The 15,005-nt window shown below is 56.4% G+C and carries 12 protein-coding genes; 3 read left to right on the forward strand and 9 right to left on the reverse strand.

Going from position 1 to position 15,005, the window contains the following annotated elements:
• Positions 1-234: 234 nt before the first annotated feature.
• Complete coding sequence (locus ACO6BQ_RS09270; protein ID WP_489120585.1) at positions 235-747, forward strand: nitroreductase family protein; 513 nt, start codon at positions 235-237, stop codon at positions 745-747.
• 51 nt (positions 748-798) lie between these two features.
• Here ACO6BQ_RS09270 and eno read toward each other — a convergent pair whose 3' ends face one another.
• The 8 genes from eno to ACO6BQ_RS09310 all read right to left on the reverse strand — a co-directional run bounded on the left by eno (position 799) and on the right by ACO6BQ_RS09310 (position 10,110).
• Positions 799-2,103 (reverse strand): phosphopyruvate hydratase, encoded by a 1,305-nt coding sequence (gene eno, locus ACO6BQ_RS09275; protein WP_489120586.1) that lies wholly within the window; start codon positions 2,101-2,103, stop codon positions 799-801.
• Positions 2,104-2,752: 649 nt separating this feature from the next.
• The gene (locus ACO6BQ_RS09280; protein ID WP_489120587.1) at positions 2,753-3,532 is read right to left on the reverse strand and encodes a ZIP family metal transporter; all 780 of its coding nucleotides are present in this window, start codon (positions 3,530-3,532) and stop codon (positions 2,753-2,755) included.
• 70 nt (positions 3,533-3,602) lie between these two features.
• On the reverse strand, positions 3,603-4,472 hold the full coding sequence (locus ACO6BQ_RS09285; protein ID WP_489120588.1) for an Rpn family recombination-promoting nuclease/putative transposase: 870 nt from the start codon (positions 4,470-4,472) through the stop codon (positions 3,603-3,605).
• A gap of 140 nt (positions 4,473-4,612) precedes the next feature.
• Positions 4,613-5,284 carry a response regulator gene (locus ACO6BQ_RS09290; RefSeq protein ID WP_489120589.1) on the reverse strand — a complete coding sequence of 224 codons (672 nt, stop codon included), beginning with the start codon at positions 5,282-5,284 and terminating at the stop codon, positions 4,613-4,615.
• A 72-nt stretch (positions 5,285-5,356) separates the two neighbouring features.
• Positions 5,357-6,643, reverse strand: coding sequence for a type II secretion system protein GspD (locus ACO6BQ_RS09295; RefSeq protein ID WP_489120590.1), 1,287 nt, complete (start codon positions 6,641-6,643; stop codon positions 5,357-5,359).
• Between the two features lie 5 nt (positions 6,644-6,648).
• Positions 6,649-7,194 (reverse strand): hypothetical protein, encoded by a 546-nt coding sequence (locus ACO6BQ_RS09300; RefSeq protein WP_489120591.1) that lies wholly within the window; start codon positions 7,192-7,194, stop codon positions 6,649-6,651.
• 81 nt (positions 7,195-7,275) lie between these two features.
• Positions 7,276-8,724 (reverse strand): glucose-6-phosphate isomerase, encoded by a 1,449-nt coding sequence (locus ACO6BQ_RS09305; RefSeq protein WP_489120592.1) that lies wholly within the window; start codon positions 8,722-8,724, stop codon positions 7,276-7,278.
• A gap of 30 nt (positions 8,725-8,754) precedes the next feature.
• On the reverse strand, positions 8,755-10,110 hold the full coding sequence (locus ACO6BQ_RS09310) for a phosphohexomutase domain-containing protein (RefSeq protein WP_489120593.1): 1,356 nt from the start codon (positions 10,108-10,110) through the stop codon (positions 8,755-8,757).
• Between the two features lie 267 nt (positions 10,111-10,377).
• On the opposite strand from ACO6BQ_RS09310, the gene ACO6BQ_RS09315 reads away from it, so the two are divergent.
• Both ACO6BQ_RS09315 and ACO6BQ_RS09320 read left to right on the forward strand, forming a co-directional pair.
• Entirely contained in the window at positions 10,378-11,334 is a 957-nt protein-coding gene (locus tag ACO6BQ_RS09315) for an AEC family transporter (RefSeq protein ID WP_489120594.1), read from the forward strand.
• Between the two features lie 15 nt (positions 11,335-11,349).
• The gene (locus ACO6BQ_RS09320; protein ID WP_489120595.1) at positions 11,350-12,303 is read left to right on the forward strand and encodes an AEC family transporter; all 954 of its coding nucleotides are present in this window, start codon (positions 11,350-11,352) and stop codon (positions 12,301-12,303) included.
• 101 nt (positions 12,304-12,404) lie between these two features.
• On the opposite strand, the gene ACO6BQ_RS09325 is transcribed toward ACO6BQ_RS09320, so the two are convergent.
• Positions 12,405-14,615, reverse strand: coding sequence for a methyl-accepting chemotaxis protein (locus tag ACO6BQ_RS09325; RefSeq protein WP_489120596.1), 2,211 nt, complete (start codon positions 14,613-14,615; stop codon positions 12,405-12,407).
• Positions 14,616-15,005 lie beyond the last annotated feature (390 nt).

The raw sequence follows: 15,005 nt of genomic DNA on the forward strand, positions 1-15,005 counted from the left end.
TATGAAGTCTTTTTCAATAAGGTGTTGCACTTGACTTGACAATTCGCCATCGAAAAATCCCCCTCATTTCACGCGCAAAACCTCATGTGTCAGTATTTCTTCTGTTCTTCTGCATTGATACAATTCGCTTTCCACCTTCGATTTCCTCCATGTGAACGCGATGTTCCAAAAAATCCCGCCGATTTCTGCCGACTTGTGCTATACTTTAAGAGGTTCATGTAAGGAGGTAATCTTATGGAATTTAACGAGCTCATACAGGATCGATTCTCCTGCCGCGCCCTCTCGGACAGAGAGATCCCGCACGAGGTGCTCGGGCGCATCTTCGAGGCAGCGCGTGTCGCACCGACCGCCGTCAACAAGCAGCCGTTCAAGGTCTGGGCGGTCGAGAGCCCCGAGGCACGGGCAAAGCTCGCGGAGACGACAAACTACACCTTCGGTGCGGGTGTTTTCCTCGTTGTCGGCGGAAAGCACGAAGACGCATGGGTGCGGCAATACGACGGACGCAACTTCGCCGACGTGGATGCAAGCATCGTCGCAACCTACATCATGCTCGCCATTCACAATGAGGGACTGCGCTCGACGTGGGTCGGACATTTCGATGCGCCAAAACTCAAGGAGGCATTCCCTCTGATGGCAGACTATGACCTCATTGCCATCTTCCCCATCGGCTACGCCACAGAGAAGGGCGTTCCGTCGGCACGTCACACGCAGCGAAAACCTGCGGTGGAGATTGTCGAAATCCTATAACACAAAAATCCCCCGCCGCAGCGGGGGATTTTTCATCCGTAATGGAAGATCTTACTTCATGAAGCTAAACGCACGCTTGCCCGGATAGACCGCGCTGCCGCCGAGCTGCTCCTCGATGCGCAGGAGCTGGTTGTACTTCGCGACGCGCTCGGAACGGGACGGTGCGCCCGTCTTGATCTGCGCCGTGTTGAGTGCAACCGCGAGATCGGCAATCGTCGTGTCCTCGGTCTCGCCCGAACGATGCGACGTAACCGCCGTATAGCCCGCCTTGTGCGCCATCTTGATTGCCTCAAGCGTCTCGGAAACAGAGCCGATCTGGTTGAGCTTGATGAGGATGGAGTTGCCTGCGCCGAGGTCGATGCCCTTCTTCAGACGCTCCGTGTTCGTGACGAAGAGATCGTCGCCAACGAGCTGAACCTTGTGACCGAGTGCTGCCGTCATCGCCTTCCAGCCGTCCCAGTCCTCCTCATCCAGACCGTCCTCGATGGAGTAGATCGGGTACTTGTCAACGAGGGACTCCCAATGCTTGATGAGCTCATCGGACGTGAACTTCTTGCCGGACTTCGGCTGATGATAGAAGCCCTTGCCCTTCTCGCGATCCTTCCACTCGGACGACGCCGCATCCATCGCAAGGACGAAATCCTCGCCGGGCTTGTAGCCGGCGTTCTCAATCGCCTTGAGGATGTGCTCGATCGTGTCCTCATCGGAGTCGAGATCAGGAGCAAAGCCGCCCTCATCGCCGACCGCCGTCGTCTTGCCCGCCTTCTTGAGGAGGGACTGCAGGGAGTGGAACACCTCGGTCGACCAACGCAGTGCCTCGCGGAACGTCGGTGCACCTGCCGGCATAATCATGAACTCCTGCGTATCAACGGAGTTCGATGCATGTGCGCCGCCGTTGAGGATGTTCATCATCGGAACAGGCAGAACGTTCGCCTGAAGTCCGCCGAAGAAACGATAGAGAGGGATATCCTGCGACTTTGCCGCCGCATCCGATGCCGCGATCGAAACCGCGAGAATCGCATTCGCGCCGAGCTTGGACTTATCCTTCGTGCCGTCTGCATCGAACATCGCCTGATCGACTGCGTAGATGTCGCTCGCCTCAATGCCGGCAAGTGCGGATGCAATCGTCGTGTTCACATTCTCGACAGCCTTCGAGACGCCCTTGCCGCCAAACTTCGACTTGTCGCCGTCACGCAGTTCGAGAGCCTCGAACTCGCCCGTCGATGCGCCCGAGGGAGCTGCGCCGCGGCCAATCGTGCCGTCCTCGAGAACGACCTCCGCCTCGACCGTCGGATTGCCGCGCGAGTCGATGATCTCGCGACCGATAACCTGAGCGATTCTTAAGTAATCACGCATGAATATTCCTCCTCATCACCAATACAAAGGGAGCATCCCCTCCGAATACGCGAATCAAACGCGCGTATTCTCCTTCTCAATATTATACGTTTTTTCACATAAAAAAGCAATGCGCGAGCTGTGCGTAAAGTCAATTATCAATGACTTTGGCAAGAAAATTTTTAAGGAATCGCTGATAAAGTGAAGTCCGTCAGATTGGCGTAGATTTTCTCGTCCGAACAAGGAGGAAAGCCGGACGCATAGCAAGGGCTATGTGGAGGATCGAGGGCGAAGTTCGGGCAAAAAAGATGCTTCAAGATGATGCGGCTGAATTTATCAGTGCTTCTTTAATATGTGCCTTCTTATTTGTATACACGAAAGAGTCGGAAAAAACCCGTTATTAGTATATCTTTTTTCCTATTGTGTGACCTGGGTTACAAATTTTTCAAAAATAATATGATATAATACAGATGTCAACGGGGAACAAGAAACGTCCTCCCCGACATTTTCCCCCGTTGATCATCCCTCTATAGGAACGTCTCCCTGCGTTCCTCTTGTAAGGCAAATAACCCTTACATCCCATTTCTCAAGCCGCAGGTTTTTCCCGACCTGCGCGCATCCCTTTCCAGGAAAAAGAGCCGTTTGGCAACGCCAACGGCTCTTTTTCTGTTTATCCGAGTGCAACATCAAGCATCATCATGAGCGAGAATCCCGCTGCAAACGAGATAACCCCCACATCGGAGTGCTCGCCCTCGCTCATCTCCGGGATCAGCTCCTCCACCACGACATAGAGCATCGCGCCCGCCGCAAACGCGAGCGCATAGGGCAGAATCGACACAATGAATGCGGTCGCAAGAATCGTGAGTGCGCCACCGATCGGCTCAACTGCGCCCGAGAGCACGCCGCCGCCAAACGCGCGCCACTTCCCCATTCCTGCCGCACGCAGCGGCATGGAGATGATCGCGCCCTCAGGAAAGTTTTGGATTGCAATACCGAGTGAGAGGGCGAGTGCCGCGCCGATCGTAATTCCCTCGCTGCCGCTCAGCCAGCCCGCGTAGATTGCACCGACCGCCATTCCCTCGGGAATGTTGTGGAGCGTCACTGCAAGGCAGAGCATCGTCGTCCGTGAGAGTCGGCTGTGCGGCCCCTCTGCCTTCTCCGCATTCATGTGCAAATGTGGGATGATATGGTCAAGCGCGAGTAGGAAGATCGTTCCCGCCCAAAAGCCGACGACTGCAGGGACAAAAGCGTACTGTCCCATGTCAGCCGCGCCCTCCATCGCCGGGATCAGCAGACTCCAGATCGACGCCGCCACCATGACGCCTGCGGCAAAGCCCGTCAGACCGCGCTGCACCGTGCGGTTGAGTGCCCCTTTCAGGAAAAAGACGCAGCCCGCACCGAGTGCCGTGCCAATGAACGGTATCATGAGTCCTTGGAAAATTTCCGGCATAAAATTCACCTCATGCCGGATATTATAGCACGTTCCGTTTTTATCGACAAATGATAATTTTTTTCATAGCTTACGCTCCACTTACAGACGCAAGCCGCTCCACCTCTTCCGTCGGGAGCTGAGTCGCTGCGGCAATCTGCGCAACCGTCAGCTTTCCTAGGGCAATCAGAGCCGCAGCCGTTGCACGCGCCGATTCCATACGCCCTTCCATACGCCCTTCCATACGTCCTTCCATACGACCTTCAGCACGTCCGGCTTCGCGGCCCTCTTCCATCTTCTTCTCACCAAATTTTTCCATCAGTTCGCACATGGCATTAACCCCCTCTGCTTCTGCCTTAAAATAGTCTGCCCTTTCGGCAAGCTCCTTATAATTCATTCGCTCCGGACGCTCACAGAAAAAGTCCTGCATCAAACGCCCAAGCGGTGTATCCGCACGATTCGTTCCGTTCACATAGAGGACATGCGCGCCATCATCAAATGGTCGCTGCAGTTCCTGAACAATCCGTTCCACATGGTAAAGCGGATGCCCTGCTCCATATATATCATTCTCCGTAATGAAGATGACCCACGTCTCAGGCAGCTCCGAGAACTCCATGCCTTTGGGCAGTTCACGCGCATCCAGCATCGCGCTGTTATACCGTGCCCGACGCGCAATCGCTCCCTCAACTGCCCGCTGAACTTCACAGTCGTAAAGTTTTCCCTCGCTGTCCTCCGCCAGCACATCGAAGCGCACGCCACGCCCGTAGAGATTGTCTGCGCTTTGCTGCGTGACTACACGTTTTACCGTCAGGTCATCACGTGCAAGGAATATGCGTAGAAGAAGCTGCATTCCCTCGATGTTGTTATCGAAACAGACATTGAAAAAAGTGTCATCAATGAGACGAAGTTTTTGAATCAGCGTGATGTATTCAGCGCGCACTTCTTTCTTGATGATGCTCATGAATCTCCCTCATTTCCTCTGCTATTACCATATTATGTAACAAAAAAGATATTGTCAAGGCTGAAATCCACGAGTTACACCAATGAAACACGGCAAAAGAAATGGCTCGCACCATCATTGTGTGCGAGCCACTTTATGTGTTACTCCAGCGTAACAATCTTATTCTTGAGGACGTAGACGAGTGCCTGCGTGCGGTCGTTGACTTTGAGCTTGTGGAAGATGCTCGTAAGGTGGTTTTTGACCGTCTTTTCGCTCAGTCCGAGTGCCTTGCCGATGTCCTGATTCGAAAGCCCCTTTGCAATGCAGCCGAGCACGTCCATCTCACGCGGGGTGAGGCGTTCGCCGCGGCTCTCGTCCCAGATCTCCTTTGCCATGCGGCTGACATCGCCGTAGACTGCCGCGCTGCCAAAGAGACGTTCCGCGAGTTTCGGATAGACGAACGGATTGCCCTCGTTGACCATGTGAATCGCCTTGATAAGGACATTCGGCTCGACATCCTTGAGCAGGTAGCCGAGCGCACCGTTCTTGAGGAGTTCGAGCACGTAGTTGTCGCTGTCATGAATGGTGAGTGCAATGATCTTCGTCCGTGCACGCGCCTGCTTGAGCTGCTTTGTGACCTCAAGCCCCGTGAGTCCCGGCATATTGATATCGAGAAGGAGGATGTCGGGCTTCAGCATGAGTGTACGCGCAAGGGCTTCCTGCCCGTCTTCCGCTTCACCGACGACCTCCAGATCATCTTCGAAGTTCAGTACGCGCTTGATTCCCTGCCGCAGCAGCGCGTGATCGTCTGCAAGTAATATCCTGATTGCCACTGACATCTCCTCTTTTCCATTGCATCCTGCAATTATGGGAAACACTGTGATACTGCACGTATCAGTGCTCCCCTATCCTTCATCCAGCACGTGCGCTGTGAGAAAAATCATAAGTTCCGTCTCGGTCTTGCTCGTCCGCACAGAGCGGAAGAACGCACCGAGAATGGGCAGATCGCCGAGAAACGGAATTTTCGCGAGAGAACGCGACTCGTCGCTGTCGATAAGTCCGCCGATCACCATCGTTTCGCCATTTCGGAGGCGGACGGTGGTGTCCGCGCTCCGCTTCTGGAAGCGATATGCCTTGAGTTCATCGACGTAGACGGGCGTGCTGACCTCCGTATGCACACGTGCGACAATGTTGCCGTCTGCGGTGACACGCGGCGTATAGCGCAGAATGATCCCTGCCTCACGGTACTCAACGCCGCTCGTTGTCACACTGTTCGATGTCGACACGCGCGGCACGGGTACTTCTGCACCGATGTTGATGACCGCTTCATGCCCCTGCACCGTCGTAATGTTCGGACGTGCGAGCATCTTTGCCCTGCCGTCCGTGATAAGTGCACGAATCGCCGCCGTGTAGTAGAACTCATAGGGAAGCCCCTCGGGTCCTCTACCAAAGCGAATGATGCCCGGAGCACTTGTCCCGCCCGTTCCCGCATTGCGTTCACTGACCTCCCAACTGCCGTTGTCATTGCGCCGAACGCGTGGGTACTGCGGCAGTGCCGACCACGTCCAATCAACACCGAGTTCCTTTGCCGCCTGCTTGGAGACGGCGACAACCCGTGCCTCGAGAGATACCTGTTTGGGGACGACATCGAGTGCCGAGATAATTTCGCGCACGGAAAGAGCCTCAGACTCCGTCCCATAAAAGAGAAGCGTATTCGTTGCCCGATCGACGAGAACACGCCGCTGTGTGTCGGAGTCTGAGCCCTCATTCCATCTCTCTTCGTTAGTTTTCGACACTACTGCCCGTTTTCCTTCACCCGTGAGGGATAAATTTGCAGCGTGCGCGAGTTCCTCGGGGTCACCATTGCGGACGCTATAGGTATACACGCGCCGATTCTCCGCGCGTGTATCGGGTGCGAGCGCGAGGAACACCGCACCATGCCGCTCAATCTGAATGCCGCGCGCAGCGGCGACGAGGCGCAGCACCTCCTCGCCCTCTCCCGTCACATGCGCTGTCACCGCCCCCGTCACGCTGTCATCGACAATGAGCGCAAGATCGCCCATGCGTGCCACAGCGAGCAGGACAGCGCGCACATCTCCGCCCGTCACATCGATCGTCACAGGCGCAGCGGCTGCGGGAACAGGCAGGTGCAGAACTCCCACAAACAGTGCCGTCATCATCCAACGCATCATACGGTCTACTCCCTTGTCAGCGTGATTGTCCCCGATGCAGAATCCAGTGTCGCGGATCGATCCGAAAGTGCGCGAAGCGTATATCCCTGCCACATCTCACCGATGCCGAGTGCCGCGCCCTCCTCGCCGCGTGCGAGAATCGCAATGCGTACACCATCCGCGCCCGTCACCACACCGCGCAGAACGAGAGGCGCGGGCGGCGGCACGGGAGGAACGGCGGCAGTTGGAGGAGTCGACGGCACAGGCGAAGGGTCAGGTGGCATCGTTTGTCCTTTTTGCTCCACCACCGTTGTCGCGGAGGACACCTCATGCGCGCGCTCATGTGCATCCGAGAACGGATTGCGCAGAGGAGGCCGCTTTGCCGCCGCCGATAATCCCCTGATCTCCGTTGCGGGCGGTGCTTTCTCAATGTGCTGCACGATGGCGACAGGCTGTGGCGAATCTGCTTGCAAGAGATACACGCCGCTCAGTGCGCACAGAAGCAGCGCACCGACAAGTGCCCGCTGCCGTGCCGACAGCGCAGCCCAATACCTCCGCCACGTTTCGATCACAAGAACCTCCCACACATATAGAAAGGGACTGCCGCAGCAGTCCCCCCCTCATGGAGACACACGTCTCCCTCAACAGCAAACTCAGCCCTTCAGTGCCTGGAGTTTCGGTCCCATGATGCGCTTGTACGCCTCCACACCCGGCTGATCGAATGCGTCCACATCCGCGAGTTCGCCCTCGTAGGCAATGGACATCGCGAGCATGTAGAGCAGTTCGCCGAGATGATACGGCGTCAGCTCCGGCAGCGCGAAGACCGCACTGTAACGCTTGTTCGACGCGAGTGCATCGGCGTTCGACTGACGTGCGACCTCCAGTGCCGCCCCCATCGTCACACCCGCAATATCCGCGAGCTTCTTGACCTCGGGGAAGACATTCGGGATCACGAGATCATCCGCCCACTTGTCGATGCGGATAAACTGCACGACCTTGTTGAGCTTGCCCTCCTGGTGCTGCTGCGTCTGGGCGTGCATATCGGTCGTACCGACGGCGACCACAGGAGTGCGCCCGTAGCAGACCTCCTTGCCCTCCTTGTTGAACTGCTTGCCGAGGGACTCAGCGAGGAGCTGGATGTACCACTCGGAGACGGATTTCAGATAGTCGCCGTAGGGCATCATGATCTCAATATCGCGCCCGTGCTTTTCCGATGCCGCGAATTTCAGCGCAGCATTGAGCATGGCGGGATTCTGCCAAAGGTCATCGTTCTGGCACGCCTGATCCATGTCGCGCGCACCCGCGAGGAAGCTCTCGATGTCAAAACCGATGCACGCAGCGAGTGTCAGCCCGACCTCGGTGAACACGGTGAAACGTCCGCCCACACCGTCCGGTACAGCGAACTGCTTCCAGCCCATATCCATCGCGAGCTTCTTGAGCAGCGTCGGCTTCTCCTCGTTCGGGTCGGTGACTGCAACCACCTCGACCGCGACATTGTCCGCCTTCATGAATTCGTCATACATGACCATGAAGTTGGACATCGTGTCGAGTGTACCGCCCGACTTCGAGATGACGAGGAGCATGATGCGCAGCGGCCCTGCCCCGTTCTTCTTCTTGATCTGCGCGACATCCTTCAGATGATTGATGATGTCGCCCGTGCGGCGCGGGTCGATGTTGTTGCCGCTGAAATAGATGCGCGGATAGTTATCGCGCTGCTCGTTCGAGAGCGAGTTCCAGAGCTCGCCGCAGTGAACATCGAAGAGGACCTTGTTCCCGAGGAACGAGCCGCCGATGCCAAGCGAGATCACGACATCCGTGTTCTCCTGTGCGTGTTTGCCGAGCTCCTTCAGGCGTGCGATGGACGCGGGCGAGTTGATATGCCCCTCCTCGATGTAGGGAGTCTGCGAGAAGAGCACCTTCTCCGGCTCGCCGTCCTTCGAGAGATGCGCACGGATAAAGCCCTTCTCGCGCATGACCTTCATCGCCTCATGCGCCTTCTTGAGATCCTCTGCATAGAATGCGAGGTCGGCGTCTGTCACCTTGCCCTCGCCGTAAAGATTGTCATAGTCAAACGTAAAACCGGATTTCAGTACAAGACTCATCAAAACACTCCTTCCTGTACCAATGCATTATCAGGCACGAATCTCTGCAAGCAGTTCGTCCGTCTTTTCCTTGAGCAGAGCCTCATCCTGACGCGTCTCGACGTTCAGACGGATCACCGGCTCCGTGTTGGACATACGGAGGTTGAACCGCCAGTTGTCGAACTCAATGGACACGCCGTCCACCTTCGTCACCTTGCCGGATGCACCGTACTTTGCCTCGATGCGATCCATGACCGCCTTTGCATCCGTGACCTTGCTGTTGACCTCGCCGGACGTCGGAAAACGATCCATGCGCGCCTTCATCAGCTCGGAGAGCGTCTTGCCGCCCGACGCACTCATCAGCTCCGCTACGAGCAGCCACGGAATCTGACCGCTGTCGCAGTAGGAGAAGTCACGGAAATAGTGATGTGCGCTCATCTCACCGCCATAGATCGCATTGACCTCACGCATCTTGTCCTTGATGAACGCGTGCCCGCTCTTGCACATGACGGGCGTGCCGCCGAGCTCCTCGGCAATCTCGATCGTGTTCCAGACAAGGCGCGGATCGTAAATGACGCTCGCGCCCTTGTTCTTCTTGAGGAACGCCTCCGAGAGGAAGCCGACCATGTAGTACCCCTCGATGAAGCCGCCCTTCTCGTCAAAGAGGAAGCAGCGGTCAAAGTCGCCGTCCCACGCCACACCGAAGTCCGCCCCCGTCTCGCGCACGACCTTCGCGGTCGCCTCGCGGTTCTCCTGCAGGATCGGGTTCGGCACGCCGTTCGGGAAATTGCCGTCCGGCTCGTTGTAGACCTTGACCAGTTCGAACGGGAGGAACTTCTCCATCGCGTTGATGATGGGCCCCGCCGCGCCGTTGCCCGTGTTGACGACGATCTTGTAGGGCTTGAGCTTACTCACATCGACATAGGTGAGGATGTGCTTGACATATTCATCAAGAATATCCACCTTCTCGATCTTTCCGGGAACTGCTGCGGGCGCGGGGTACGTCTCGCCGACCGCCATCGCCGCAATGTCCTTCAGCCCCGTATCGCTCGAGATCGGACGCGACTCCTCACGCACGAACTTCATGCCGTTGTACTGCTTCGGGTTGTGGCTCGCCGTAATCATGATACCGCCGCCGAGCTTCAGATGCGCCGTCGCAAAGTAGATCATCTCCGTGCCGCACTGTCCGATGTCCACAACGTCACAGCCAGCCTCCGTGAGACCCTTTGCGAGCGCGTCGCGGATCGCAGGGCCGGAGAGACGAATGTCATGTCCGATGGCGACCTTCTTTGCGCCGAACAGCGTGGGGAAACTGCGTCCGACACGATAGGCAAGCTCCTCGTTCACCTCATCGGGATAGATACCGCGTACATCGTATGCGCCAAAACCCTTGTCTGTCACTGCCATGTAACGTCCCCTCCTCCATGGGAGCACCCCTTCGGTGTCCCATACAAACCCATCCACTCTCACGAGACGCAGGGTCATAACAAAACACTAAATAACATAAATAATAATTCGCCGTCCTTTGCTTTTTTTCCTCTCTCACACAGGAAAATCTTACGAACTTTTCCCTCTTTTCTCTATTATGTGCAAAGGGCTTGCTGATATTTACAACGCCCATGACTTGTGCTAGGATGAACCCACCGATTTTGCTTGGGAAGGTGGTGGAAATCAATGGATGACATTAACGCGCGTCTCGTCTATCTCCTCACCGATCTGATCCTGCCGCTCATCGTCGGCTATCTGCTCTATCAGCGGCGGCTGCTCACGGACACAGCTGTCAATCGGCTCATCCGCATCAACGTCGTCGTCTTCTTTACGCTGCTGTCTCTCTTCAGCTTCTGGGCACTGCCACTCACGCATGACCTCCTCATGCTGCCCGCGTTCTTCGCCTTCATCATTCTCTTTCCGGGTTTTCTCAGCTGGCGTTTCCTCGGACGGCGATTCCACAGTCCCATCGACCGCGGCACACATCTCATCTCCGCACTGCTCTCGAACATCGGCACACTCGGCGGCATCTGTGCCTACATCATCTACGGCGAACGCGGCTTTGCCTACGCACAGATCGGCGGCGCGTGCCAGAATCTGGTGCTCGTGCTGCTGGCATTCCCGATTGCGCAGTATTACTATCTCCTGCACAAGTCACGCGGACGCACGGCACGCATCGAGGGACGCGGCTTTCTTGGGCTGCTCGTCTCATGGAATCAGCTCAGCATCCTCGGCATGGCGGCAGGACTTCTGCTGAACGCGGGCGGTATTGTGCGCCCAGCTGTCCTCTCCGAGGCATTTTCCTATATCATACACATCTCCGCATGGTTCGCTATGCTGCCTGTCGGCTCTCTCATCAACTTCCACCGCGCGCGCCACTTTGTCTACCTGACGCTCGACATGATCTTCCTGCGCTTCCTCGTCGTCCCGCTCGTCACCTTCGCGGCGGTGCGTCTTTTGATCAGCGATCCGATTGTGCAGAACGCCCTCGTCATCTTTGCAAGCGTCCCGGCGGCAATCAACGCGACGCTCACGGCGCGTCTCTATCACCTCAACGTCGATTATACGATTGCCGTCTTCCTTGTCACCACCGTTCTCTATCTCACGATCCTCTTCCCCGTAACATTTTTCCTGTTTCGGTAGAAAGAAGCATTTCCTATGGATAATCCCGATTTTCGCATCATCTATCTCTTCACCGACCTGCTCGCGCCGCTCATTGTGGGCTGTTTCCTCTATCGGCATGGCAGGATTTCGGACGCCCTCATCAGCCGCATCCTGCGCCTGAACGTCATCGTCATCTACACCGTGCTTGCGCTCATGAGCTGCTGGACACTCCCGATCTCGTGGGATCTCGCGCTCATCCCGATCTACGGCATCCTCATCGTCCTCTTTCCCGGCCTCATCGGTTGGGCTTTCTTTATCCGAAAATATCGGAGTCCCCTCGATCGCGGCGCATACCTCGCGAATGCGATGATGTCCAACATCACCACCCTCGGCGGTGTCTGCGCCTACATCATCTACGGCGAGCAGGGCTTTGCCTACGCGCAGATCATGGGCATCTTTCAGACACTGATGCTGGTACTCGCGGTGTTTCCGATGGCACAGTACTACTATCTGCAGCACAAGAATCACGGACGCGGCGGCAAGATTCACATGCGGTTCCTCGACATCTTCCTCTCGTGGAACCAGCTCAGCATCCTCGGCATGGCGGCAGGGCTCGCGCTCAACGCCGCAGGCATCGAACGCCCGCCCACAGCCCAAGCGGCATTCGAGGGGCTGATCCACTTCGGCGCATGGTTCGGCATGCTGCCCGTCGGTGCACTTGTCAACCTCCACCGTGCACGCCGTTACGCGCCCTACACCCTCGACCTCTTCGCCCTGCGCTTTCTCATCCTGCCCGTCTTTATGATGGCGATTGCCTATCCCTTCGTTGGCGATCCTGTCCTCCTCGGTGCAATCCTCGTCTTCTCCGTCACACCGGGTGCAATCAACTCTGTCACGGCGGCGAAGCTCTATCACCTCAACGTCGACTACACGATCTCGGGGTTCCTCACCACGAGCATTGCATTCTTCTTTCTCGTCTATCCCGCGCTGTTCTTCCTGCTACGCTGAGTGCATATGAAAAGAGGCGTTACACAAATGTGTAACGCCCCTTTTTGATTTGCTCCGCTGCAAACGTCCCTAAACGTCCCTTCGAAGGGACGCTCCTACAATCAAACGCGGAAACGCGAAACCTCGTTCTGCAGATCCGTTGCGATCTGGGCAAGGCTCTCGCTCGCCTCGGCGATATCGCCAAGTGCCTGCGTCTGTGTATCGACAGCCGCCTCAGCCTCGTCCGTTGTCACATCGTTCTCTTTTGCCATATCCATCAGTTTCTTGCTGCCGGCGGCAATCGCCTTGTTCTTCTCCGTCAGCTTCTCCGCCGATGTGTTCAGCTTCGTCACGACGCTGTTCGCGCCTTCGACCGCCTCGGCAATCATGTCAAAGCGACGCTGCGTACGTCCGAGATTGACGTTGCTCTCCTCAACGAGCTTCTTCGAGACCTCCATCGTATCGACCGCCTGCTGCGACTTCGTCTTGAGCTCACCGATGATGCCGCTGATCTCGTCCGTAAAGCCGCGCGACTGCTCGGCGAGCTTGCGGATCTCCTCGGCGACGACCGCGAACCCGCGACCAGCCTCGCCCGCACGCGCTGCCTCGATAGCAGCGTTGAGCGCGAGGAGGTTCGTCTGCTCGGAGATGGACTGGATCATCGCGCTCGCCTCTTCGATGCGCTCCGCGCTCTGATTCGTCTCCTCGACCACACGCGAAACCTCCTGTGTGGCATCGGCGGTCTCGGCGGACTTCTTCATGAGATCGGCAAGAATCTCCGCACCTTCGGTTTGGCGCTTGTGAATGTTCTCCGTCGCCTCGTTCATTTCCGTCATGACCTTACGGTTGTCCTCGAGCAGATGGAGAATCTCATCCGTATGATTGACGGCATCCTGCGTATCGGACACCTGCACGCGTGCACTCTCGGCAATATGGTGGATGCCATCGCGCACCCTCTCCGCCGAGTGCGCTGTGTTCTGCGCCGTCGCCGTCAGCTCCTCGCTCGTCGCCGCGACAGACTGGGATGCACCGTTGATCTTGCCGATGATCCCGCGCAGACTATCTGCCATACGCGCCAAAGACGAAACCATTACGCCGATTTCATCGGTACGCGCCATGTGTACACGAGCCTTCATCCCCTTTTCCCGATCCAGATCGAGATCCGCAAAGCGCGTCAGGATCTCCGTCACATCACCGATGGGGACGAGCAGACGGCGCTGGATGAACACTGCGAGTGCGATAACGAGCACCACGGTACAGATCACAGCCAGCACAACGGAGAAGATGACCATATCCCGCGCGGCACCGGTGAACTTATCCTCATCGGTAATGGAGAAGATGGACCACTTCGCATCCACCCCTGCAAACTTAACCGCGTGGAAGACGTAGACAGACTCCATGCCCGTGCTCGGCGAGACCTGCGTCTTGCTGTACGGAGACTCCGAGAATGCATCCTGCTTCTCCGACTCCGGAGACTGCATCAGCGTGAAGGCATTCTTCATGATCGACTCGGGGTTCCTCCCATGCGCGACGAGATCGCCCTGCTGATCCATCAACAGATAGATGTTGTCCGACGTACTGACCTTGGCAAGATCCTCCTGAAACTGGCTGACATCAAAGTCGAGCGAGAGTGCACCGACGAAATGCCCATCCACGATGAGCGGCATACCGATGGAGACGAGCAGAACTTTTTTCCCGTTTACTTCGTCATAGTACGCCTCTGAGAGAACCTGCTTTGACGTAGACTTTGGCTTCTGATACCACGTCGCGGTCTCATAGCCCGTGCAGCCCCCAAACACGACTGCATTTCCCTCACGGTTCGCATAGGGCATCACGCGCCCGGACTCATCCGAAAGTGGATCCCCGACATGTGCCGCATCCTGTCCATCGAAGGCGTTCGGCTCAAACACGACACCAATGCCCGAGAGATTGTCATTCGAGGCAGCCGCATCGGCAAACATTTCGTTCAGAGCTTCGCGGCTGCGTGCTTCGGGCGGCTGCTGCTGCATATAGGTATAGATGCGCTGCCGCACATCCTCCCCGGACTGCAGCACGGACTCATAGCGGCTGACGACCGCCTTGGAACGTTCGCCCAATTCGTTGTACTTCGCCTGCGTCCCAATGTCGAGGAGCTCATCATAGGCCCTGTAGCCGACGAATGAGACAAGGATCGTCACCATAACGACAATCCCGATGATTGTGATTGCATTCAGCTGAAAGCCGATGCCCCTTCCCCTTTTTTGCCCTTGTTCCTGCAAAATATTCTCTCCTTTCCCCTGCGCCCAGCTTTCCCAAACAGAAAGAGACACCACGCCCCACATAACTGTGCGCATAAAGACGACAGCCCTCCTGTCGCCGTAAACTGAAATCATATATAATATCTTATTTCGTCACGCCCTCAAATTTTCCTGCCTAAGGAAAATTTATTTATATGCCATCTTTCCCCGTTGAAAAGAACCGACATCCGTGCCTGATTGATCCGACAGCACCGTATCCGCAGTGATCCTATCCATCTGCAGGTTCTTCTGATCGTCGGGGCAGGTTTTGGGTGCACGAATGAACCGCACGCTTGAAGAAATTTCAATTTTTCATCCGAATGTTTTGCTAAATCCTGTTTTTTTGTTATAATGGGAAGCGGTTTGGCAAAATAAAATCTTAGGGAGTGTATCTAACTCATGACAGCAACCGCATGGTCGATTCTGCCGCCGATCATCACCATCGTC

The sequence above is a fragment of the Centipeda sp. (in: firmicutes) genome (genome assembly GCF_057271695.1).